Source organism: Ruegeria arenilitoris, assembly GCF_013032445.1.
Lineage (GTDB): Bacteria > Pseudomonadota > Alphaproteobacteria > Rhodobacterales > Rhodobacteraceae > Ruegeria > Ruegeria arenilitoris_F.
On the sequence record NZ_WQCA01000010.1, the window covers coordinates 132,281 to 153,414 of the forward strand.

Annotated in this window: 17 protein-coding genes and 1 pseudogene; 5 read left to right on the forward strand and 13 right to left on the reverse strand. The window is 58.2% G+C overall.

The annotated features are described in order from the left end of the window. Nucleotides 1–40: 40 nt before the first annotated feature. The 4 genes from comE to hisD form a co-directional block, all read right to left on the reverse strand. Nucleotides 41–595: a sulfopyruvate decarboxylase subunit beta gene (gene comE, locus GOW98_RS16230; RefSeq protein ID WP_170333930.1), complete on the reverse strand. Its 555-nt coding sequence runs from the start codon at nt 593–595 to the stop codon at nt 41–43. Then, on the reverse strand, nt 592–1,098 hold the full coding sequence (gene comD / locus GOW98_RS16235; RefSeq protein ID WP_170333932.1) for a sulfopyruvate decarboxylase subunit alpha: 507 nt from the start codon (nt 1,096–1,098) through the stop codon (nt 592–594). Before comD ends, comE begins: the two co-directional genes overlap by 4 nt. Before the next feature lie 48 nt (nt 1,099–1,146). Beyond that, entirely contained in the window at nt 1,147–1,557 is a 411-nt protein-coding gene (locus tag GOW98_RS16240; RefSeq protein WP_170333935.1) for a universal stress protein, read from the reverse strand. Between the two features lie 179 nt (nt 1,558–1,736). Further along, nucleotides 1,737–3,044: a histidinol dehydrogenase gene (gene hisD, locus GOW98_RS16245; RefSeq protein ID WP_170333937.1), complete on the reverse strand. Its 1,308-nt coding sequence runs from the start codon at nt 3,042–3,044 to the stop codon at nt 1,737–1,739. Nucleotides 3,045–3,196: 152 nt separating this feature from the next. Here hisD and GOW98_RS16250 point away from each other — a divergent pair, with 152 nt between their 5' ends. Further along, nucleotides 3,197–4,222 (forward strand): LacI family DNA-binding transcriptional regulator, encoded by a 1,026-nt coding sequence (locus tag GOW98_RS16250; protein ID WP_170333939.1) that lies wholly within the window; start codon nt 3,197–3,199, stop codon nt 4,220–4,222. Here GOW98_RS16250 and GOW98_RS16255 read toward each other — a convergent pair. Then, nucleotides 4,219–5,190 (reverse strand): LysR family transcriptional regulator, encoded by a 972-nt coding sequence (locus GOW98_RS16255; RefSeq protein ID WP_170333941.1) that lies wholly within the window; start codon nt 5,188–5,190, stop codon nt 4,219–4,221. The genes GOW98_RS16250 and GOW98_RS16255 overlap by 4 nt on opposite strands. Nucleotides 5,191–5,271: 81 nt before the next feature. After that, nucleotides 5,272–7,708, reverse strand: a pseudogene (locus GOW98_RS16260) (FAD-dependent oxidoreductase). A gap of 399 nt (nt 7,709–8,107) precedes the next feature. On the opposite strand from GOW98_RS16260, the gene GOW98_RS26320 reads away from it, so the two are divergent. The 3 genes from GOW98_RS26320 to GOW98_RS16270 are packed head-to-tail and all read left to right on the forward strand — an operon-like array spanning nt 8,108 to nt 9,893. Continuing rightward, on the forward strand, nt 8,108–8,572 hold the full coding sequence (locus GOW98_RS26320) for a trimethylamine methyltransferase family protein (protein ID WP_367646858.1): 465 nt from the start codon (nt 8,108–8,110) through the stop codon (nt 8,570–8,572). Next, complete coding sequence (locus GOW98_RS26325) at nt 8,521–8,895, forward strand: trimethylamine methyltransferase family protein (RefSeq protein WP_367646856.1); 375 nt, start codon at nt 8,521–8,523, stop codon at nt 8,893–8,895. The genes GOW98_RS26320 and GOW98_RS26325 overlap by 52 nt, the downstream gene beginning before the upstream one ends. A gap of 29 nt (nt 8,896–8,924) precedes the next feature. After that, complete coding sequence (locus GOW98_RS16270; RefSeq protein WP_170333943.1) at nt 8,925–9,893, forward strand: agmatinase; 969 nt, start codon at nt 8,925–8,927, stop codon at nt 9,891–9,893. Here GOW98_RS16270 and GOW98_RS16275 read toward each other — a convergent pair. The 4 genes from GOW98_RS16275 to GOW98_RS16290 form a co-directional block, all read right to left on the reverse strand. Then, nucleotides 9,890–10,864, reverse strand: a complete 975-nt coding sequence (locus GOW98_RS16275) for an arginase family protein (RefSeq protein WP_170333945.1) — start codon at nt 10,862–10,864, stop codon at nt 9,890–9,892. The two genes, GOW98_RS16270 and GOW98_RS16275, sit on opposite strands and share 4 nt — an antisense overlap. A gap of 54 nt (nt 10,865–10,918) precedes the next feature. Beyond that, complete coding sequence (locus tag GOW98_RS16280; RefSeq protein WP_170333947.1) at nt 10,919–12,508, reverse strand: ABC transporter permease; 1,590 nt, start codon at nt 12,506–12,508, stop codon at nt 10,919–10,921. Next, complete coding sequence (locus tag GOW98_RS16285) at nt 12,501–13,538, reverse strand: quaternary amine ABC transporter ATP-binding protein (RefSeq protein WP_170333949.1); 1,038 nt, start codon at nt 13,536–13,538, stop codon at nt 12,501–12,503. The genes GOW98_RS16280 and GOW98_RS16285 overlap by 8 nt, the downstream gene beginning before the upstream one ends. A 77-nt stretch (nt 13,539–13,615) precedes the next feature. Further along, on the reverse strand, nt 13,616–14,566 hold the full coding sequence (locus tag GOW98_RS16290; protein WP_170333951.1) for an ABC transporter substrate-binding protein: 951 nt from the start codon (nt 14,564–14,566) through the stop codon (nt 13,616–13,618). A 684-nt stretch (nt 14,567–15,250) separates the two neighbouring features. On the opposite strand from GOW98_RS16290, the gene aspT (GOW98_RS16295) reads away from it, so the two are divergent. Beyond that, nucleotides 15,251–16,951 carry an aspartate-alanine antiporter gene (gene aspT, locus GOW98_RS16295; protein ID WP_170333953.1) on the forward strand — a complete coding sequence of 567 codons (1,701 nt, stop codon included), beginning with the start codon at nt 15,251–15,253 and terminating at the stop codon, nt 16,949–16,951. Nucleotide 16,952: 1 nt separating this feature from the next. On the opposite strand, the gene aspT (GOW98_RS16300) is transcribed toward aspT (GOW98_RS16295), so the two are convergent. The 3 genes from aspT (GOW98_RS16300) to GOW98_RS16310 all read right to left on the reverse strand — a co-directional run bounded on the left by aspT (GOW98_RS16300) (nt 16,953) and on the right by GOW98_RS16310 (nt 20,910). Beyond that, nucleotides 16,953–18,626: an aspartate-alanine antiporter gene (gene aspT, locus GOW98_RS16300; RefSeq protein WP_170333954.1), complete on the reverse strand. Its 1,674-nt coding sequence runs from the start codon at nt 18,624–18,626 to the stop codon at nt 16,953–16,955. A 26-nt stretch (nt 18,627–18,652) separates the two neighbouring features. Beyond that, nucleotides 18,653–20,311: a bifunctional aspartate transaminase/aspartate 4-decarboxylase gene (locus GOW98_RS16305; protein ID WP_254438042.1), complete on the reverse strand. Its 1,659-nt coding sequence runs from the start codon at nt 20,309–20,311 to the stop codon at nt 18,653–18,655. Between the two features lie 92 nt (nt 20,312–20,403). Beyond that, nucleotides 20,404–20,910 carry a hypothetical protein gene (locus GOW98_RS16310; protein ID WP_170333956.1) on the reverse strand — a complete coding sequence of 169 codons (507 nt, stop codon included), beginning with the start codon at nt 20,908–20,910 and terminating at the stop codon, nt 20,404–20,406. Nucleotides 20,911–21,134: the final 224 nt, after the last annotated feature.

Sequence of the window (21,134 nt, forward strand, 5' to 3'; positions counted from 1 at the left end):
AGGCGCGGATAATGAACACCACATCCGCGCCTTGAATTCCTCAGGCCTGAACGGCCTTCATGAACCGGTCGCGGATCACCACCGGGTCCATTGTGATCGGCGGCATCTTGGCGTTACCGCTTTCACATTTGCTGACGATAATGGTCATCTGCATAGCATCCAGCGCCTCTTGCAACACGCGACCGGTATCCTCGGCAGGACACTCAATCACACGGTCACAGCCCGCTGCCTCGGCCATTTTCGCCAGCGAGGTCTTCCGCCCCGCATAGGTCGGCTGATCCCCGGTCGACCCGTAAGAGCCGTTGTCGATGATCAGCAGGATATAATTATCGGCCACGTTGTTGGCGATGGTTGGCAGCGTGCCCAGATTGGTAAGCACAGACCCGTCCCCATCAATCACGATCACCGGCTTCGGCTGCGACAGCGCCAAACCGAGCCCAATGGACGAGGCCAGCCCCATCGTGCCCAGCATATAGAAATTGGTGGGCTGATCGTCGATCGTGTGTAGCTCTTGGCTGGGGATGCCAATGTTACAGACGACCAGTTGATCACGCAGGATCGGGGTGATTTCCTTCAGGATTTCGGAACGGATCATTGGTCGCCATAGCCTCCCCAGAAATTGGCGTCGGTCAGGATGGCGACCGGCTTGTTGCACATGAAGGTGTATTTCAGGATCGCGTCCAGCTCGGCCACATCCGACTGATGATGAAAGTGGTATGTCGGAATATTCAGCTGCGCCAGCAGGGCCTTGGTATGCACGGCCATTTCCACCTGACAGGCGATGGGCTCGCGCAGCTCTCCGCGATAGGAAATCAGCATGGGCAGCGGCATCCGGTAATACTGGATCAGCGTAGCCAGCGTGTTGATGGTCACCCCGATGGCCGTGTTCTGCATGATGATGGCCGGGCGTTTTCCGCCCATCCATGCGCCCGCGCACAGGCCCATGCCCTCGTCTTCTTTGTTCGAGGGGATGTGATAAATACCGTCGCGCTGGTCGATTTCTTCGATAACCCCGGCCAACTGCTTGCACGGCACTGTGGTGACAAACGAAATATCGTTTGCGACCAGATCATCCGTGATCTTCTTGTCTATGTTCATATCCGGTCTGTCCGTCCTGCTTGGGGCGCCGGGAGCGCGATTGTTGATTCAGATCCTTCGATGCACATGCACGGCGCATCCGGCATGGCGGACCACTCGCGACGCGGTCGAGCCCAGGAAATAGTCGCTGAGGCCAGGCTTGTGCGAGCCAATGACGATACAGTCGAAGTCATTGTTGTTGGCATAGTCGATAATGGTCCGGGCGGTGTGGCCCTTGACGATTTCGGGCTGGATGCCCTCCAGTTCTTCGGTCTTTTCACGCAACAGGCTGGCAGCCGCGCGAAACCCATCGGCCACGGCGTCCTTGTCCAGATAAGCACTGACCGAGCCTTGCGGCATTTCATACACATGCAGCGCAACAATTTCGCTATCCTCTGCCGATAACGCCCGGGCAACTTCCAGCGTGTGCTGTGAAATGCCGTGGTCCAGCGCCATTGGAACAAGAATTTTCTTATACATGAATCCCTCCGTTTCTGCCGGGCCATGGCCCACAGACGGCCGTCAAAATGACCTGCGCGGTCTGCCGGATATCCTCGGCCGTAAATATATACGGTGCCGAAAAAAGTGATGTCCTGCAAGACAATGCGCATTTCCAGCTCTGAGGCACCCGCGTGGACGGATCGAAGGGCATTCGTTGTTTACCCATCCGCGTGCAGATCAAACTGCTCGTCGGGAAAGTATTTGGCCAGACGCACATCCGCCGCACGGGCGTGGCCTTCCATCCCTTCAAGCCGGGAAATGCGGGCGGTGGCGACGGCGACAGGCTTCGATCCTTCGCGCGTGGCTCGCTGCCAGGTGACGATCTTCATGTATTTATGGACGCTTAGCCCCCCAGTATAGCTGGCCGCGCCCGAGGTCGGCAGCACGTGGTTGGTTCCGGTGGCCTTGTCGCCGTAAGACACGGTTGTTTCCTCACCCAGAAACAGCGACCCATAACAGGTCAGCCGGCCCAGCCACCAATCCAGATCCTCGGCCTGAACGGTCAGATGCTCGGGGGCGTATTCATCCGAACAGGTGGCCATTTCCTCACGATCCGAACAGACGATCACCTCGGCATAATCGCGCCACGCGGCGGCGGCGTTTTCGCGGTTCAGTTCGGGCAGATCGTCGATGAGCACCGGCACCCGTTCCAAAACCTTCCGCGCCAATTCACTGTCATCCGTCACCAACCAGACAGGCGAATTGTACCCATGCTCGGCCTGACTGACCAAGTCAGTGGCCACCACATGCTCATCCGCGCTGCTGTCGGCAAGAATCAGGCTGTCGGTAGGGCCTGCAATCATGTCGATGCCAACTTTGCCATAGAGAATACGCTTGGCCTCGGCGACGAACTGATTGCCCGGACCCACAAGGATATTGGCTCGCGGCAGGCCGAACAGCCCATAGGTCATCGCGGCCACGCCCTGCACACCGCCCATGGCCAGAATGCTGTCCGCCCCACAGATATGGGCAGCATAGACAATCGCGGGCGCAACGCCCTCACCCGGACGCGGTGGAGAACAGGCGGTGATATGACGACATCCGGCGACCTTGGCCGTAGTGACGGTCATAATCGCACTGGCGATGTGGCTATAGCGACCACCGGGCACATAGCAGCCCGCCGCATCCACCGGGATCGCTTTTTGACCAGCAACGAACCCCGGAACGATTTCGGTCTGTACATCGGCCACGGTTGCCTTCTGCGTTTCGGCAAAGCGGCGCACGTTATCGTGGGCAAAGCGGATATCGGTCTTCAGCTTCTCCGGGACCCGCGCGATGGCGGCGTCGATCTCGTCCTGTGTCATCAGGACGTTGCCGTCGAACTTGTCGAATTTGGCTGCGTATTCCTGCGCCTTGGCATCGCCGCCCACCTCGATATCGGCAAGGATAGTCCTGACCGTATCATGCACTTCGGAGGCATGGGATTGCGCCGTCAAAGTCGCTTTCTTTAAATAGTCACGAGGCATGGTTTCGGATCCTATTCTCTGGCCTTTTCCCGGAATCAGCTCACTCAGATTTGTAAGTGCATACACCCAAAATGCAAGAGCTTACATTTCCACTTTTCTTAATAATAACTTGAGCTTAGGCTTATTGAAAAAAGCAAATCTCAGGTTTGAAAATGTCGAAACTTTGCCCCACCCCCGCTCTGGCTGATGTCGCCAAACTGGCAGGCGTTTCGACGGCAACCGTGTCGCGCTACCTGAACGATCCCAACCGGGTGGTCGAGGCGACGCGTCAGCGCGAACTGAAGGCGGTGGACAGGCTGGGATACACGCCGAACTTTGCTGCGCGGGTGATGGCGGTCAAGCGGAGCTGGACGATCGGCGCGATCATTCCCACTATGGAAAATGCAATTTTCGCGCGCGGTCTGCAGGCCTTTCAGGAAGAACTGCATCAGCACGGTTACACGGTGCTGGTTTCTAGCTCAGCCTACGATCCCGAGCTTGAAGCAGAGAAAATTCGAACACTGGTCGCGCACGATGCGGATGGGGTGCTGCCAATCGGACATGACCGCGATCCAAAGATTTACAAGGACCTCGCACGTCGCGACATTCCGGTGATGAACGCGTGGTCCTTTATGGCGTATACGCAGATTGCCTCGGTCGGTTTTGACAATCGTGCAGCGATGGCCGAACTGGCAAACCGCGCGATCAGGCTGGGCCACCAACGGATCGGAGTGATTTCCGACATCACCACAGGCAACGAAAGGGCACGCCTACGGATCGAAGGCATACGAGACGCGGCCCGGCAGAACGGTCTTTCATTGTCAAATCTGACGATCCTCGACCCCCCCTATCAGATCGAAAACGGAGCCGAGGCCTTTTCCAAACTGATGTCACAGGGCATCCGACCCAAGGTGATCTTGTGCGGTAACGATGTCCTTGCAGTCGGTGCGTTACACCGGGCGCGCGATATGGGGTTGAAGGTGCCAAAAGACGTGTCGGTCACCGGGTTTGATGATATCGAGCTGGCCCGCGTCGCCGCCCCTGCGCTGACAACCGTGCATGTGCCTCACCGGGAAATGGGTCGCCGGGCAGCGGCGGCACTGGTCGATATGCTGGAAAATCGGACCCCCGGCGCAAGCACGCGACTGGCCACGCATATCGTCGAGCGTCAATCCCTCGGACCACCGGCCAGCACCTAGGCAGCCTCGGCTTCCATGGTCCGGAAATCATCCTTTAACCAGGAGTGGGCCTCTCCCATGGGGTCGGTGAAGTGCTGACGGATCAGCTTTGCCATCACTTTCTGAATTAGCTTCGAAGTCGTTTCGGGATAAACTTCGGTTGTGAACAGGGACACCGTTCGCACAAAGTTGCGCCCAGGAAACGGAAGCGCCCGAACGCTGTCATGGAACCTTTGCGCGCGGTGGAAACAGGCGGCTGTTGTGATCGCCCAGCCGCTGCCCTCGGCGACCAGACCGATGATCGAGTGGTTGCACTCCAGTTCGAATCGATTGGGCAGGTTATACTTGCTGCGGGTCAGCTGAATTTCGATCTGCTTGCCAATCATAAAGTCCCGTGAATAGCGCAGCAATGGCAATTCCGCATCCGGCCTCAGCAGTTCCTCTGGCGTACCGTGGAACGCGTTGGGCAGGATTACGATAAACGGATCGCGCATCAGCGGGTATTCGATCAACCCTTCGGTCCGGTCCGAGGGTCGGGTCGCGACACCGGCATCCAATTTGTGCTCTTGCAGATTGGCAATGATCTCATGGCTTGGGCGCGTGTAGTGGCGAAAACTGCAACGTGGCAGGGCCTGCGCCAAGAAACGGAACAGATCAGGTGCGATCTGATTGTCGAAATCGTCGATAAGGGCCAATCGCAGATCCGTTGCGTGCCTCCAATTGCCCGAGCGAATTTCAGCCTCGCCCCGTTTCAGTACCGTCAGCCCATCGCGAACATAGCGCGCAAATACCTCACCGGCCGGGGTCAGCCCCATCGGGCGACGCCCGTGATCGACCAGATCAACGCCCAGCGCACCCTCAAGACTGCGCAGATGATTTGATACGGTGCTGATCGACAACCCCGTTTCCGACGCGACCTGTTGAATCGATCCCGATTTGGCGACCAGCCGGAAAACTTCCAGCCAGCGAAGGCTCAGAGATTTTGACACCGCACACCCGTTGTTTCGGTTTCTTCTAAACAAATCAAGCAAAGATTGACGCACACGGCAATGATGAAGTTGGCCGAGGGGTCACGCTCTCATACGTTCAAACCCCGGATCATAGGGCGACGGAGGGATAACCGTCGCACGTACGCGATGGCCACAGGAATTCAACTCCATCTCAGTTCCGATGTCGTCCAGATCGGGCTGCACGAAGCCATGCGCCGAATTCAGGCCCGTGCGATGCCCCCAATCGCCTGAGGTGATCGTGCCCACGACCTGTTCGCCCTGCATCAACGAGGCCTCGGGATTGGCGGGTTGCCGCGAAGCGTGAATTTGCAATGCGCCCAGCTTTTTGCGTAGCCCCTCAACCTGTCTTCTCAGCAACGCGTCGCGTCCGATAAAAGCGCTCTTGTCCAGTTTTACAAAACGATCGAGGCCGGTTCCAAACGGGTCAATCTCCGTGATCAGATCGGCTTTCCAATACAGAAAGCTCTTTTCCATGCGAATGGACTCAACCGACCGCGCAACGAACAGTTCCAGACCATGGGCCTCTCCGACCTGTCACAACGCCAAATAGGCGGCATAGAGCGAGGCGTTGGGAACATGGATTTCATAGGCAAGCTCGCCCAAGAAACTGACGCCCATCACCGTGGCCGGTGCGATACCGACGAAACATTCACGCTCGCTGAGCCACGGGAAAGCCTCAACGGACCGGTCGCCGCGCGCACAGGCGGACAGAACATCGCGCGCCTTGGCCCCAGCCAGCACCAGAATGGTCTGGTAGTTGGTCAGGCTGCGCGGCTGCACGTCCTCTCCCTCCCGCAGGAGCTGAGTCAGCCAGTCCATGTCGTGAAACTTACTGGCGGCGGCGAACCCGTACCACAGCCGATCCGGGCCCCGGTCGCTGGCAGGCAGGTTGGCAATGGTCGCCTCAGCCTTAACCATGCCATGGTGGTTCAGCAGATAGCCCAGCCCAACCCGGCCATCACGCCGGGTGACGGTGCCGCAGAACATCCGGTTCAAAAAAGGCGTGCCTGTACGCGCCCGTGATCTCGATCCGATTGAACCCGTTCACCTCGGCCGGCCCTACGCCGTTTTGCACATTGGCGACCTCAGCCGCGACCAGATCAAATGTTTCGTCAAAATCGAAACTGAGTGTGGGCGAGAAATCAGGGGTGGGCTTAATGTAGTCGACCCTCTCCCACCCATTGACCACAGTGAATTCCGTCCCTTCTGCCGCCAGCACTGGAGACAGTAGCGTCGTCTTGGCAGGACGCCCGGCGGAGCGGTGTTCGCGCGGGAAGTGAAAGCGGAATTCGTTTTGGTAGTCTTCTATGGCCTTCAGTACCGTCAGCTCCACATTCGCATGACCGGTGAAACTCCGCGGCTCTAGACACCCCGTGTCGTTACACGTCTCACCTTGCACGATCTGCTGGGCCAGCAGCCAGCCGTGACCGCCACCGTCGCCCAACCCGGCGCATAGACCGATGATGCAGAACGCGTTGCGCTGGCCGGGGATCCGCCCGACCAGTGACGCGCCATCAATCGTATAGGTGATCGGGCCGTTGACAACGGTGTGGACGCCGACCTCCATCAGCGCGGGCATACGGGCAAAAGCACCTTCATGCATGTCTGTCACACGGTCCAGATCATCCGGGCACAGGGCGTTGACGAAATTCGGATCGACCCCGTCCATGCCCTATGTCTTGCAATCCTGTTCGTGGAACCCCAGCAGCAGGCCGTTCTTTTCCTGCCTGCAGTAATAGTCACTGATCGGACACCGCAGCAGAGGTATCCTGTGGCCTGCATCCCGGATGGCCAGGATTTCTTCGGCCAGGAAATACTGATATCCTATGTGATAGACTGGATGATGTACCCCGATCATCGCGTCAACCTCGTTCACACGATGGCCGCAGGCATTGACCACTTTGTCACAATCGATATCGCCGTGTTCGGTCTGGACGGTCCAGATGTCATCGTTGTACTGGGTCAGACCAACGACCGGCGTGTTGCGATAAACCTCGGCCCCGGCCTTGCGCGCGCGACAGCCCAACGCCTGACACAGCTGCGCCGGGTCGATGTCACGATCCATCGTGTCCCATAGCCCGCCGATCAGGTTCTCGGTCGAGATCAGCGGATGACGGCGGGCGCATTCCTCGGCATCAATCACCTCGAACTGCACATCCATCCCACGCACCATCGAGGCAAAATGGCGATAACCCTGCATCTGCGCTTCGGTATTGGCCAGACGGATGCCGCCATCCCTGTGGTGATGGTTGATCGGATAGTCTGGGTCCTCTGCCAGATCTTTGTACAGTTGGATCGAGTACGTTTTCTGCCCCACCATCGTCTGGTTCATGCCGAAGTGCTTCACCTGTGCCGCCGATTGCCATGTCGTGCTCAAGGTCAGATCATTCCACTCGCCGAGAACCACATCCGTCCACCCCTCTTGCGTCGGGTAGTACAGCGTCGTACAACCAGCGATCCCGCCCCCGATCACAACCACTTTGGTCCGCGACTTCATTGGCTCTGCTCCCTTTGGTCCGAGGCAAGTATTGCGGGAGAACGTGTTGAACCGACAAATGGGGGCCGTGGTTGTTTAAAAAAATCGAAACTGTGCTTGAGGTTTCTGAAGTTTGCAGTACCCCTTTGCGGCGAAACATGTGGTCGATCCCTGCCCACCGGGTCAGAAGCGGCGCGCGTTCAAACCGCTGACCCCAACTGAGCTTGAGCAAATCTACGACACCGCCCTGCGCCTGCTTGAGAAGCTGGGCATAAGCAACGTGCCTGACCGGCTGACCGCTGACTTGACGGCCGCTGGCGCACAGCCCGGAGAACAGGATCGGCTGGTCGATAAAGCCGCCAAAACGTTTACTCTCCATGCCGGTATGAAAACCGCTCGATCGAAGTGGGCGGTGATCGCGTGTTCTTTGGTACCGGAGGCGCGGTCGTGCAGACCCTGGATCTCGACAGCGGGGTTTACCGCCCGTCCACATTGGCCGACCTGCACGATTTCACCCGGTTGCAGGATACGCTGGACAATGTAAGCTGGTTTGCCCGCTACTGCGTGGCAACGGATGTGCCCGATGTGTGCGATCTGGACATCAACACGGCCTATGCATTGGTTCGCAACACGACCAAACCGGTGACCACTTCGTTCACTTTGACCGAAACCGTCGCGCCTATTGCCGAGATGCTGGATGTCGTGGCCGGTGGACCGGACGAATTTGCTAAACGCCCCTTTCTGAAAGCCCATATCAGCCCGGTGATTTCTCCGTTGCGTTACGTGAAGACGCGGTGGATGTGGTCTATGAATGCGTCGCCCACAACATCCCCGTGTCCTGTATCACCGCCGCACAGGCCGGAGCTACGGCTCCGGAGACCCTAGTCGGATTTCTGGCGCAATCGCTGGCCGAGACGCAGGCCAGTTTGGTTCTAGGCAACGGTCACGTCCTTGGTAGCACGCATATCTATGAGGCGATGGAGCGGGATTACTTCTACCTGTCCCACGCCGACCGGAACGAGCCGCGTACTTGGCAGGAAGAAGGCGCAACCGACGCACGGTCTGCTGCGCGCGCAAAGACCAAAGAGGTTCTGGCCACGCATCACCCGGCATGTCTGACATCTGAACAAGACGCTGAAACCCGCAAGCGCTTTCGCATCCTGATCCGAGCGCACCAACCCATTTGCAAGTCACAGATCTGCCGCTAGGCTCGGCTCAGAGCTAGTGAGGGGAGCACATGACCAATTCGTTTTTTCAGCCGGTTTCGGCGATGGAGCTTGCGCGGTTTGCTGGCATCCCCACTTTCATGCGCTTGCCGAGCATGGGGCTGGACCACGACCGTATTGCCGAGGTTGAGCTGGGTCTGATCGGCATCCCTTGGGACGGCGGCACCACCAACCGCCCCGGTGCCCGACATGGGCCACGACAGTTGCGGGATTATTCGACGATGATCCGCGCAATGAATCCGGTGACTGGCGTTGCACCCTTTTCGATGGTCAACTGCGCCGATCTGGGGGATGTCGCGCCGAACCCGGTGGACATTCAGGACACGCTGGAGCGGGTGACCGACTTCTACGCCTACCTGACAGCGCGCGGCATCACTCCGCTGACCGCCGGGGGCGATCACCTGACAACCCTGCCCGTCCTGCGTGCACTGGCCAAATCCGGTCCGCTGGGGCTGATCCAGTTCGACAGCCACACTGACCTTTTCGACACCTATTTCGGCGGTCACAAATTCACCCACGGCACCCCCTTCCGCCGCGCGATCGAGGAAGGGCTGGTGGACCCTAAACGCTTTGTGCAGGTCGGCATTCGCGGCACTGCCTACAACACCGAAGACATCGAATGGGGTGAGGCACAGGGTATCCGCATCATCCGGATCGAGGAACTGTTCGACCGCGGTATCAACGACGTCATGACCGAAGTGCGCAGTATCGTCGGCACCGCGCCCACCTATTGCACCTATGACATCGACTTCGTCGACCCGACTTATGCGCCAGGCACCGGCACGCCTGAAATCGGCGGACCAAACAGTTTTCAGGCGCAGCAGGTCGTTCGCCAGATGGCGGGCATCAATCTGGTTGGTGCCGATCTCGTCGAGGTCGCACCGCCCTTCGATCCCGAGGGCGGCACGGCGTGGCTGGGCATCTCGCTGATGTTCGAACTGCTCTGCGTTTTGGCGCAGGCGGTGGATGCGCGGCGCTAACCGACGTTTTCTGCGATCATCGAGATCATCTCGAACATCACCGCTGCTGCCGTCAGCGCGGTGATATTGTTGGGGCTATCCTTGGTGGGCATCATGCAGACGACGTCCCCGCCCACGATGTTCAGACCTCGCGCAGCCCGCAGAATGCCGACTGCTTCGTCAATGTCGAACCCTTTCTCACCGGGTTCCAGATTGGACACGGCAGGCGCGACAGTCGGGTCGAGGCAATCCAGATCGAAGGTGATATAGACCGGACGGTCACCCAGAACCTCGCGCGTCTGCGCTACCACATCCTCCAGCCCGCGCTGGCGGAAATCGCGCATGGTGACGATGTTGTAGCCATAGTCATAGGACGGCTGCAGCCAATCCAGACTGCGCGGGTGTCCCCGTAGCCCGATCTGCATGGACCGCGTTGGATCGACCTGCCCCTGATCTGCCAGATACGCCCCCCAATGGGCCGCTGATTTCTTGGCGCCCAGAAAGTGGTCGACCTTGGTAAACACATCCGTGTGTGCGTCCAGATGCAGGAAACTGACCGGCTCTCCGCCCGCCAGCTTGCCGTTGCCCAGCGCCTGCACGATCCCGCCGGTGATCGAATGATCGCCCCCAACAGACACCGGCCGCGCGCCTGCCGCGTCGATACCCTTGTAAAACTGGGTGATGCGCTCGATGCAATCCTCGTTGTCATTTGCACGGGGAAACGGCACGTCGCCCACATCGGCAATTCGCGCGCTGTTCCACGGGTCGATCCCAAACACCGAATGCACCCGCCGTTGCACGGCCGAGACATGACGTAAGGCGCGCGGGCCCAGATGCTGATCCCGCTCGGTCGTACCGTTACCGGTGGAATGCGGCACGCCTACCAGCGCGATGTCCTGACCCTCGGGACCCTCGTTGGGGCAGCGAAACAAGGTGGGCACGCCCCACCAATAGAGATTGTCCATCATGGACTGTTCGTAGCGATCGGTCATTGTCTTCCCCGTTCAATGAAAAACGCCCCCGGCGGCAACCGGGGGCGTATGGGTTTAGATTTTCTCGTCTTCTCGCCGGAAGGCACCTTGAACGATCCGGTCCATCACCATGGCGAGGAACAGGATGGCGAACCCGCCCAGCAAGCCCGGCCCCTTTGCTGCGTATTGCAACGCTTCAAGGATTTCCTTGCCCAGACCGCCGCCGCCGATCAGCGAGATGATCACCACCATCGACAGGCACATCAGAATGGTCTGGTTCACCCCGGTCATGATCGAGGGCAAGGCCAGCGGGATTTCCACATCCTTCAACAATTGCCATTTCGAAGCCCCAAAGGCGACTGCGGCCTCTTTGATACTTTCCGGCACTCCCCGCATACCCAACGCGGTCAGACGGATCACTGGAGGCATACCAAAGATGATCGTGGCCAGAATGCCCGGCGGGTTTCCGGTGCCAAAGAAGGCGATGATCGGGATCAGGTAGACGAAGGCAGGCAGCGTCTGCATTAAGTCCAGCACTGGTTCCGCCGCACGATAGGCGCGCTTGGATTTACCGAACCAGATGCCCAGCGGGATACCAAACACTACGCATAGCAACACCGCTGCACCGACCAAGGCCACCGTCTCCATCGCTACATCCCAATAGCCCAGCAGGGCGATGTAGGCGAGCGAAGACGCCGTGAATATCGCCACACGCGGCCCAGCCGCACGCCATGCGGTTACGCAGATGACAAGCATCACCACCGGCCACGGCGACCCGATCAGAGCGATCGTCAAAGCATCCAAAACCGAGCGGACACCGGCGACAATGCCGTCAAAGACATCGCCCCCAGCGGCGGCGGCGGCATCAATCTGCGCCTCCATCCAACTGGCCAGGTTCGAGAAGATCGTGCCCTCCCCTTCGCCTAGTATCAGCGCTGAAACTTGTTCTTCCGGGAAAGCATCCAGCATCGCAAGCGAAGCGTTCACCGTGAACTTGTAGATGATCAACGGCGCAATCGCGGCCACTAGAATCGCGCCCAGAACCGTATTGCGTGTCGACCGACCGCTTTCCGTACTGGTCGGATCGATCCGCCATTTCGAGTACTGCTTTTCATAGACCCGGTCCGCATAGAACCCTTGGGCGAGCTTAAACACGAGCAACATCAAAAGCCCGGTGATCATGATCCCCGACGCCTCGGCCTGAGCCGCCTGAGCTTGCGCCAGACTGCTGTCTGCCGCCTTCTGGATATTCTCGGCCAAACGATTGAACCGGTCGATATCAGCCTGTTCCGTTGCGGCTGCCGCGCGTTCCAGCAATTCGTTGGCGCGCGCTTGCTGTCGTTCGGCGCGTTCGGCCAGATCAGCGCCGGGATTGCCCCATGCACCGCGCCCGATCTGAACCCAGGCGATGATCTCAAGGATCAGGAAAGTCCAGAACATCCCCCAGATGGCCCGCGACGCCGACCAAAATGGACCCAATACCGCCGCCCAGATGTTGAACGTGTTGGGCACTGCGCTGGTGGCATCGTGGATTTTGTGGAATGCGGTGACATAGTAATCACCGTTCGGACCGACAAATTCGTGAATGGACTGGTCCAGTGCCTCGCGGTCAACCTCGATATCAGAAGCGGCCGTGACTTTCATTTCCATTGCTGCATCAGTCATTTTTGCCCCCCTGAATTCCGCGCAGCAGACGCGGCTTGGTCACTATGCCGACGTCACTGCCTGCATCGGTGATGACGACCGGCATATCAGTGTTCACCGCCAGATCGATCAGTTGGTCCAGATCCGCGCCCTCATCGGCGCGCGGCGCGCCTTCGAGTGGGCCGGAATAGCTGCCCATCGGTTCCATGATCGAATGCGCCTTAACCAGTTTCAGTTTTGAAATGCCCTGTACGAACTCGCGCACATAATCGTCGGCCGGGTTCATGACGATGTCCTCAGGTGTACCGATCTGCACGATCACCCCATCTTTCATGATCGCGATGCGGTGGCCGATGCGGATGGCTTCGTCCAGATCGTGGGTGATGAACAGCGTCGTTTTCTGCAACTGCGCCACCAGCGCCTTGAACTGGTCCTGCAATTGCAGACGGATCAGCGGGTCAAGGGCCGAGAATGGCTCGTCCATCAGCAGGATTTCCGGGTCCGACGCCAAAGCGCGGGCGATCCCCACCCTCTGCTGCATACCGCCCGACAATTCCTTGGGCAGGCGATCTTCGTAACCTGTCAGGTCCACCAGACCCAGCGCGTGATCCGAAACCGCCCAGCGCTTGGACTTCGAAACTTTGCGAATCTCTAACGGATAGGCCACGTTATCGCGCACCGAGCGGTGCGGCATCAGCGCCATGTGTTGAAACACCATCCCGATCTGCTGCGCCCGGATGCGGCGCAGTTCAGCCTCGGAAATCTTGGACACGTCATGGCCCAAAATCTCGATCTTGCCCGAGGTCGGCTCGATCAGGCGGTTCACATGCCGCACCAGCGTGGATTTGCCAGAGCCCGAAAGGCCCATGATGCAGAAAATCTCGCCCCGCGGCACTTCGAAGGTGGCCCCTTGAACACCCACGACGCAGTTAAATCTCTCCAGAACTTCGGGCTTTCCAATGCCTTCGTTCTGTACGGCTTCCATGGCTTCTTCGGCGCGTGCCCCGAAAATCTTCCACACATCCGTCAGTTTTACGACTGTTTCGGTCATACTTGTCCCTTTGATGCAAAACAGGCCGCCGGACATGTCCGACGGCCTGTCCGGTTTTCAATTCCGGTTGGCGTCAATCACTGAGACATCCAGTTCAGAACAGCATCTTCGTTGGCTGCCACCCATTCTTCAGCATAGGCCAGCGGTTCTTGGCCTTCGATCACCAGCGCATAGGTCATGGCCGATACCGTGTCGGTGTCCAGCTGCATGTTGGCCAGCATTTGGGCAACTTCGGGGAACTCTTCCTCAAGGGACTTAGCATAGTGCAGGTGCAGATAGGCCAAATCCCAGGCCACACCAGCGTCGGACTTCTCAAGCCAATCCGGATCGTCTGTGGGCTGCAACACGTTCCACTTGGACGCGTCATAGGCCGGCTCTTCCAAAATCTGCATGTCATGCAGAGCAAACACATAGTGCGGCGTATAGCAGAACCCGACCCACGGATCGCCCGCCTTGATCGCGTTGTCGAGGTTGGCATAGGCCACCGTCTCGTCGATCTCGGTCAGCTCCATCACCTGATCATAGCCGTAGGACTTGGCGCGGATTTTCTCGACATTGGTCGAGGCCCAACCCGGAGCGCCGATCCAAACCTCACCCTGACCATCGCCATTGCTGTCAAACAACGCGGCGATATCGGGATTGGTCAGGTCGTCGATCGAGCGGATATCGTTGGCATCTGCAGTCGCCTTGTCGACACACATGCCCTGAAACGCCTCAACGCCGTTAGGGTTGAAGGCAACAGTGCCTTTGTCGGTGACATAGGTATCGTGCAGGTTCTTCTGGTTCGGCATCCAAACTTCGGGATGAACATGCATCGCACCGGAATCCATCGCCTCGAACACGATCGGGTTGGTTCCGTTCTGCAGCTCGACCTCAAGCCCAAGGTTCTGTTCGATCGCCACTTTCAGAATATGTGCCGTAGCATTCACCGACGGCCAGTTCGGCACCCCGATCACGATATCCGCAGCCATGGCCGGTCCGGCGACCGCCATCGATGCGCCTCCCAAAAGCGTTGCAAGTTTTTTCATCTGATATCTCCATGTTGGTCGTCCGCGGTGCTTGTTTTTGTGTCCCTATTGGGCGGTGATGCACCTTGCGAACAGTAGCGGGAAGGCGGAACTTCCCCGGTTTCTTGGCCAGCGGCTTGCTGCGCCGGGTTGGCCAGAAAATTGAACCATGCCAGCACGCCGCCCTTCAAGACTTACATGTGGCAATCCTTACTATACGGCATTATCGTAATTTAGTTTTCGTTTTTTGCAAATAGAAGCATTCCACACACAGCATACTCCCAAGAAATAAGCCGCTCATTTTAAGGTATTTTCTGTAAGAGTGCATTCAGACCCGGTGCTGACATGTGGGCCATAACTGGCCTATGCCCGTGCGATTTGGCCGAACAAACCTGACAAATGCAGTCCAGACACAACCTTCCACACGCGCATGGAAGAAAAGAATCCCTCTGTTAGTTCGAGGACAAACCACACAGGTCCACTAAGAAATGCCATGTTTCATCGTGCGTACAAGTTGGTGATCGGCGTTCGTCGACATGGTCCTTCATGCGCGCGGCCTGAAACATACGTGACAATTTGACAGATCACAAAGTCGGTGTTTACCTGAGCGCAACGAAAACAATCTGAATTTCAAAGCGTTATCAGCGTACTGAGATGTCGTTCGCGGCGTTATCGTAACCAGACTTGCAACCTGGAGAATTCTAGATGGAATTGATCACAGAACAGCTCCGCGCCTTTCCGATCATGGCGCTCTTTCTTTGCTTGGGGCTGGGATACGGCGTCGGCAAATTTCGGATCGGAAAGTTCGAATTGGGCGGCATCGCGGGAACCCTGCTGGTGGCGGTCTTCGTGGGACAGATCGGCGGCATAAACCTAAGCACCGATGTTCAGAACGTCTTTTTCTCGCTGTTTATTTTCATGGTTGGTTACAACGGCGGGCCGCAGTTTTTCGCTGCCCTGAACCGAACCGCCCTGACCAAGCTGCTGGCCGCGTTCATGATGACGCTCTGGGGGTTGTTCTTTGTCATCGTCGTTGCCCGGTTGGCCGGGTTGGACAAGGGGCTGGCAGCCGGTCTGGCCGCCGGAGGACTTACACAGTCGGCCATCATTGGCACCGCCGGCAACGCCATCGACCTGCTGGGACTGGCTGCGGATGAGGCCGAAAAGCTCAAGACCAACATCGCGGTGGGGTATTCGGTCACCTATATCTTTGGCTCGATCGGCCCGATCCTGGCGGTCAGCGTCATTCCGATCATCATGCGCGTCGACCTGCGGCAAGAGGCGATTAAGCTGGCCCAAAAGCTTAGCGGGGGTGGCCGCAAGCTGGAGGAAGGCGAGTTCCTTCCAATGAACCGGTTCGACGCCCGCGCCTATCAGGTGAATGCCGAGGCCACGATTGCGGGCCAATCGGTTAAGGCCATCGAGGGCGCTTATGACGGTGACCTGATCGTCGAGAAGCTGCTGCAGGATGGCGCCCCGGTTGACCCGACACCAGAAACGGTCGTCAAAGCGGGGGACGTAATCGTCGTGTCGGCACTGGTTGCAACCCTGACGCAGTTTGAGAACACCGCAAGTGGTGAGATCGGAGAATACCCGCCCGAACTCACCGTCGTGGAAGAGCGCCGCAACGTCGTCATCACCAACCGCAAACTGGCGGGCAAGACCCTGTCGGAGCTACGTGAAGCGTTGACGGCGGATCAGCGGCGCGGCGTCCACATCTCAAAGATCACCCGCATGGGGCATGACGTGCCCGTCCTGCACAACACCGAAATTCACGCGGGCGACGAGGTTTCAATTGTCGGCCACAAGGACGATCTGAACCGGGTGTCGAAAGTGGCAGGTTATGTGCCGCCCGCAGCCTCGGTCACGAATTTCATCGCGCTGGGGATCGGCGTGGCTATCGGGTATCTGATTGGTGAGATCAGCTTTGTCATCGCGGGTACCAAAGTGGCGCTGGGGTCCGGCCTTGGGTGCCTCGTGACCGGGTTGATCATCGGATACCTGCGTATCCGGCGGCCCAAGATCGGCGGCATCAACCGAGGTGCTGCGAATTTCCTGCAGAGTTTTGGTCTGGCCGTATTCGTCGGGGTTGTCGGCCTGAATGCAGGCAAGCCTGCACTTGAGGCGATACAGGAATACGGCATTACCCTGCTGTTGCTGGGCGTCGTCGTCACGCTGATGCCGATGATCGTTCAGTTCCCGATCAACTATTTCGTCCTGCGCATCAAAAACCCGGTCGAGGCCTGCGCGGTTGTAACCGGGTCACGCTCGGGCAATCCGGGCTTTGCGACGCTATTGGAGAAGGCCGGGAACGCGACACCGACGCCTGCCTTCACGATGACCTATGCGGTGGCGAATATCTTCCTGACCTTGTGGGGGCCCTTGGTCGTAGCCTTCGTGCCGTGATCTAAATCAACAGGATCACGATGACCGAGCCCCACAGGGCCAACAGCACGTTGCCCACGGCATAGCCGAGACCATAGCCCAAGGTCGGAACCTGGCTTTGTGCCGCCTCCTGCACGGCGGCCAAACCCGGGGCCGAGGTCCCTGCCCCGCAGCATGTGCCAGCCAGAACGCCCTCGTTGATGCCAAAAACCTTGCGCCCGACAAAAACCGCCGATCCGTGGGCCAGCAACACGATTGCCACCGACCCGAAAATCAGCGTCGGCCCGCTTTCCATGACCCCGGTGACAAAGCTCGGCCCCGAGGTAATGCCCACGCAGGCCACGAATACACACAAGCCCAGCGAGTCAAAAATCCACAACGTCGCCTCGGGGACAAAGCCAAACGTCCGGTGAGCCGAGCGCAACCACCCCGCCACCAGCCCCCCCAACAGCACCCCGACCGAGGTACCCAGACCCAACTCAATCGCGCCGTATTTCAGCGCCGGGATGCCGATCAGACCGCCCAGTAGGATAAAGAAGGCCACAAAGATCATGTCAGTCTGGTTGGTTTCGCGGTCCAGATAGCCCAACCGGTTGGCCGCATCCGCGATATGGCTGCGGGTGCCGGACACAGTCAGCACATCCCCCTTATGCAAGGTCACGCCGCGAAAGATAGGCAACCGCTCGCCACTGCGCATGATCCCACGCAGGTAAATGGTGCGCGCCTCGGGGCGGGCTGACAGTTCGGCCAGGGTTTTATTGACCACCTCTTTATTGGTTACGACGATATCGTTGGTTTGCACCGGAAGATCGAGAAGTTCGGGGTCTTCAACCTCTTCGCCCAGCATGCTTGTATGCTCGATCAGGTAGGACCTCACACCAGCAATGGCGGCAATGTCGCCTTCTTGCAAAACCATGTCTCGCGTGGTCGGCAGGATTTTATCCCCGCGCCGTACCCGGTCAAAGAAGGCACGAACATGCTCGGGCACACGGGCTTCAAGCTCGGAAATTCTGTGCCCGACGAATTCGGGGTTTATGCGATAGGCGCGGGCTTCGAAATCGCGATGCTCGGACACCATCGGGGCGCCGTTGTCGTCCAGTTCGGCCTCATATTCCGCGCAAGCCTCTTTTAGCGAACGGCCATAGAACCGTGGGGCAAGTTGGGTGTGGAAAAAGATCGTGGCAATCACGCCAACGAAATAAGCCACGGCGAAACCAGTGGCGATCTCACCGTCGAAAATCTGCCGCGCGGCTTCATCTGCCCCGGTTTTGGCAAAGGCATCAATCGCCACACCAAGCGTAGCACTTTCGGTGACACCACCCGCCAGAAGTCCCGCCGCAATCCCCGCCGACAAGCCCATCAGCGGGGCCAGCACCGCGGCTACGACAAGCGCCACAACACAAAGCAGGACCGTTATTGCAATCTGCGGCAATGCCCGAACGTTCAGGGATCGGAAGAATTGCGGTCCAGTTCGGTAGCCGATGGAAAACAGGAACAGCAGGAAGAATGCCTGTTTCAGGTCGTCCGAAACGACCACCCCGGTCTGACCAACCAGAACCCCCGCCAGCAGACAACCCGCCACTGACCCAACGGTGAAAGATCCGATAGTGATTTTTCCCAGCGCATAGCCAAGCGCGAGGCTGCAAAACAAGGCCAGAGCAGGATGATGACCAAAGATTGACCCGACCAGTTCCAAAGCAGCAGCCTCCCCGCAGTTCTGTCTCAGCCGTGCAGCGGCAACCCTTTCGACGCGCGATAGGCCTGCACATAGCCAATGGCCACCGACCGCACCGCGCGACCGATCTGACGATAGGCGCTGTCATCCAGATTGGCGAAGGAAACCCGTGCCGACCAGTTCGGTGCGTCAAAGCCCGACCCGTTCAGCAAGACGATCCCGTGGTCCTGTGCCAGCTTGAACGAGATATCCAGCGGGTGGACGTTATCCTTGATCCACTCGACGACTTCTTCGCCGACATATTTGCGCAGCCAGAACTCAAAATCGATGATCCCGTAATACTTGTCGAACAGAGGATTATCCGGCACTTCGATGCCCATCCCATCGACCAGCTCATCGAAGCGATGTTTCAGGATGCCCCAGCAGAACTTCTGATAGGCTTTGTCCTCATCCATCAACTCGACCAGGGAGAACAGCGTCATCATCACCTGCTGCGGCAGAGACAGGCCCGCCGTGTGGTTCAGCGCCACGTCGCGGCTGTCCGCGACGATCCGGTCGATGAATTTGAACGAGCTCGGATCCGGGGTCAGCGTCTCGTACCGCGCATTCACAACGGCTTTGGTCTCGTCCGGAGCCTCGGCGATCATCTTGTCGAAGATGTTGTTCTCGGCCACCAAAATCGCGCCCAAACGCCAGCCGGTGCACCCGAAATACTTGGAATAGGAGTAAACCCCGATCGTGTTCTCGGGCAGATGCCCCATCACCGACTGGAAGTTCGGTATGAACGTGCCATAGACGTCATCAGTCAGGATGATAAGGTCGGGACGGCGGGTTTTTACGAACTCAACCAGCCGGGCCATGACCTCGGGGCTGATCGCGACCGAGGACGGGTTGCCCGGATTGACCAGAAACAACGCTTTGACCTTCGGGTCGGCCAGTTGTTCGAGGTCTTCGTCGGTCAGTTGGAAATTGTCTTCCTCTTCCGAGGACACATCCACCACATTTAGCCCGTAATCCTCCAACACAGGCATTTCCAGATAAGGCGTAAAGATCGGCGTACCCAGCGCGATAGTGTCACCCGCGTTCAGCAGTCGCTGGTTCTTGAGCGCCTTGAAGATATAGCACATCGCAGCGGTGCCGCCCTCTACCGCATAGATGTCGAACTTTGCGTCTGGTCGGTGCCCCGCGCACATCGCCCACATCACATATTCATGGACGATGGCTTCATTGTGCTTCATGCAGCGGTCCGGCATGGGATAGTGGTCGCCGACAATGCCGTCAGTCAGCTCCAGCACGAAGTCGTCCGGCGTGAAGCCGAATTTCTCAATCGCGAAATCCACCACGGCGGCCAGAGTATCCGCGCCCGGAGGTCCGTTCTTACCCTCGGAGGCCGAACAATAAGCCTTGAGCCGATCATAACAGCCCGGCCCTTGCGGCATTCCGGCCAACCCAACCTGTGGCTCATCGCGATGGCGCTGCGCTTCGGTCATCGCGAACTGCCCCAACAGGAAGAACGCCTCGCGCGCTTTGGTGGCAATCCAGTTGGGATTGCCGCGCCCTGCGTTCAGATAGGGCAAAGCCATCTGGCGCGACTCTTTCTCGGCCAGCTTGATGAGTTCGTCTTTGATCTGAAAGGGACTTAGATTTTCAAACTTGTGCAGGTCCAGTGTTTCTGACATCGCATCAAACCCTTGCGTTAAATCCATCGGAAGAATTCAACCGGATCGTACGCAAGGATTTGTGTTTGTGTAAACTGTGCAGTCAGGACCTGACGTAGGGGCAATCAGAAACGGGTGGATTAGTTGATCCGGGCCGACGCCGCCAGCGCACCGGCTAAGGCGTTCTGAATTTCGTCCGGGAAATCCCGACCGTTCTCATGCAACCCGGCAGCGACCCAGCCCACTGTGTGCCCCCGGCTGCCGATATCATTCGCGCGTACAACGACAGGAGACGTGCGCTCAACACTGACCAGTTCCATAGAGCGTTCGATCTCGCTTTCGGTCAGAATCATTTTGACCGCACTGAAAATATCCACCGAGACCTGCAATGTCTGATGCTCCAACCGATGCGCCGCATCCGTCAGCAGGCGCGTGCAGAAGGCAGACAGAAAGTACCAGCGGAAAATGGAAAACACTCGGCCCTGCAACTCGCCATGCACCGTGCCCCCATTTGTGGCCACGCGGGCGATTCGGTCGAACGCGTTCTCAGCAGCTTTGGACGCTTGGCAAATCTGTCGCTCGCGCTTGGCAATAGAAATAACACGCGGCGCAAATTCCACTGCGGCTTCAGGGGATTCCAAATTCATATACGTCCTCCAACGTTAACTCCTGATGAGGACTTGGAAACTCTCAAGTGAAATCGGTTGCGATTTAACGCCATTTTTTGCAGAAATCGTCTCTTTGTTGGCTTATTAAAAATGACACAAAGCAAGTAATAACGCAAACATAAGCGACGACCGAATGAAAGCGTTTGGCTTTATTGTGGGTTCTTTGCCATCCTGAATTGAGGCAAACACCGCGATTTGGGCTG